The sequence below is a fragment of the Desulfosporosinus sp. Tol-M2 genome (assembly GCF_059735615.1).
This window is the reverse complement of record NZ_JCAIJG010000023.1, coordinates 1-1,704: the sequence shown is the minus strand read 5'-3', so window position 1 is coordinate 1,704 and position 1,704 is coordinate 1. Positions and strand designations below refer to the sequence as shown.

The window sequence follows — 1,704 nt, the reverse complement described above, 5'->3', positions numbered from 1 at the left end:
ACGCTTCTCTCGCATGATTCAGTTGTTGCCTCCGGTGCGGTTGCCGAAGTGCCGGAAAATAGCTGTATTTCGTGTGGGGCGTGTATCACGGCGTGTACGTACGGCGCCATCGAATTTGTTATGACGCCGAAAGGCAGAAAGGCCAGAGTTAATCCCGCTCTCTGTAAGGGAGACGGTTTTTGTAACACTGTATGTCCGACCAGTGCTATCCAACTGAAACACTTTACTGATGAACAGATCTTGAGCCAAATCGATGCAGCGGTTGCCGGCTTGTAGAGGTTCCGTGGGCGGAAAGATGGGATTACGAAATAAGGCGGTGAGAGATGAATGAGTGCGGAGCTTAAATTCAAACCCAAAATATTATGTTTTTTTTGCCAATCGTGAGCATACGGGGCTGCAGACCTAGCTGGCGTGTCCAGAATACAATATACAACTGAAAGCAGAGTTATACGTGTCATGTGTACCGGTCGGGTTGACTTGTCATTTGTCTTAAGGGCTTTTCTCAAGGGATTAGATGGCGTGTTTGTGGGCGGTTGTCAATTCAATGATTGCAGCTATGGTACCCAAGGTAATTATCATGCGCTGAACATGGTCCTGCTCTGCAAGAAAATAATGGAGCATATTGGGCTGAACCCTGGCAGACTAAGACTCGAAACAATGTCTGCCGGTGATGGAATCCTGTTTACCGAACTGATGAATGACTTTGGCAAACAGGTGAGGGGGTTTGGACCTCTCGGCAAGGGCGAAGGAATAGATGAAAATGTCCTCAAGTCAAGAATCCAAGCAGCAGCGGATATCGTCCCCTTCATCCGGCTGGTGGAAAGGGAAAGAATGAGATTACCAGTCCAATCAGCGGAAGTGTATTATAATTTTTTCAATAGTGACGAGTTTAGCAAATTGTTTAAAGAAACAGTTCTCGAGAAATTGGTGGACAGCCAAATTATCTCGCTCTTGCGTGAAAGACCTCGGACAAGCGGAGAGATCGTTAAGGTTTTAGAACTGACCCCGTCTGAAGTATCAAGGCACCTTAATATTACGTTAAGGCAAGGATTAGTCAGGTACGAGGAAAGTGAGAAGCGCTTTGCTATCGCCTAAGGCGAAAGAGCTGACAGTGGATTACGGGAAAGAAGGAGGTCAGGACAGATAGGTTATGGATAACGAAGCAATTGATCATATTCTAAATAAATATCAGGGGCAAGGCCGTCAACTGATTCGCGTAATGATGGAGATTCAGGAAGAGAATCAATGGCTTCCCAGAGAAGTAATGCAGAAGATCAGTGAGAAATTAGAAGTGCCCTTTAGTCGGGTACTGCGTATTGCTACCTATTACAAAACATTCAATTCGACTCCCCAAGGACGCCATAAAATTCACATTTGTACGGGGACAGGCTGTCATATTCGTGGTGCGCAGAGTGTTCTTGAAGAAGTGCAGGAACTGACCGGAATTAAACCCGGCGAAACGGATTCAGATGAGAAGTTTAGCCTGGAGGTTGTCAACTGCCAAGGTTGTTGCACTTGTGGTCCGATGATAAAGGTTGATGAGACAACTCATAGTAGGATATCACCTGCCGAGATTGCCGACGCCTTAAAAAATTATGATTGAGGGAAGATTATGACAAGGATAAATTCAGTTGCTGAATTGGAAAAACTCAGGGAGGGTATCTTGTCAAAAAAAGATCCCGCTAAGCCTAGAATCTCTATATG

The 1,704-nt window shown here is 45.5% G+C and carries 3 protein-coding genes and 1 pseudogene; all 4 read left to right on the top strand.

Translation table 11 applies throughout. The features are described 5' to 3' along the window. The coding region (locus AC6I5A_RS00945) for a 4Fe-4S binding protein (protein WP_034610666.1) at window positions 1–276 on the top strand (276 nt) is incomplete at its 5' end. 120 nt (window positions 277–396) lie between these two features. After that, window positions 397–717, top strand: a pseudogene (locus tag AC6I5A_RS00940) (hydrogenase iron-sulfur subunit); the annotation flags it as partial. Beyond that, window positions 694–1,095: a helix-turn-helix domain-containing protein gene (locus AC6I5A_RS00935; protein ID WP_497900386.1), complete on the top strand. Its 402-nt coding sequence runs from the start codon at window positions 694–696 to the stop codon at window positions 1,093–1,095. The pseudogene AC6I5A_RS00940 and the gene AC6I5A_RS00935, both read left to right, overlap by 24 nt. Window positions 1,096–1,150: 55 nt before the next feature. Next, window positions 1,151–1,603 (top strand): NADH-quinone oxidoreductase subunit NuoE family protein, encoded by a 453-nt coding sequence (locus AC6I5A_RS00930; protein ID WP_034610661.1) that lies wholly within the window; start codon window positions 1,151–1,153, stop codon window positions 1,601–1,603. Window positions 1,604–1,704: the final 101 nt, after the last annotated feature.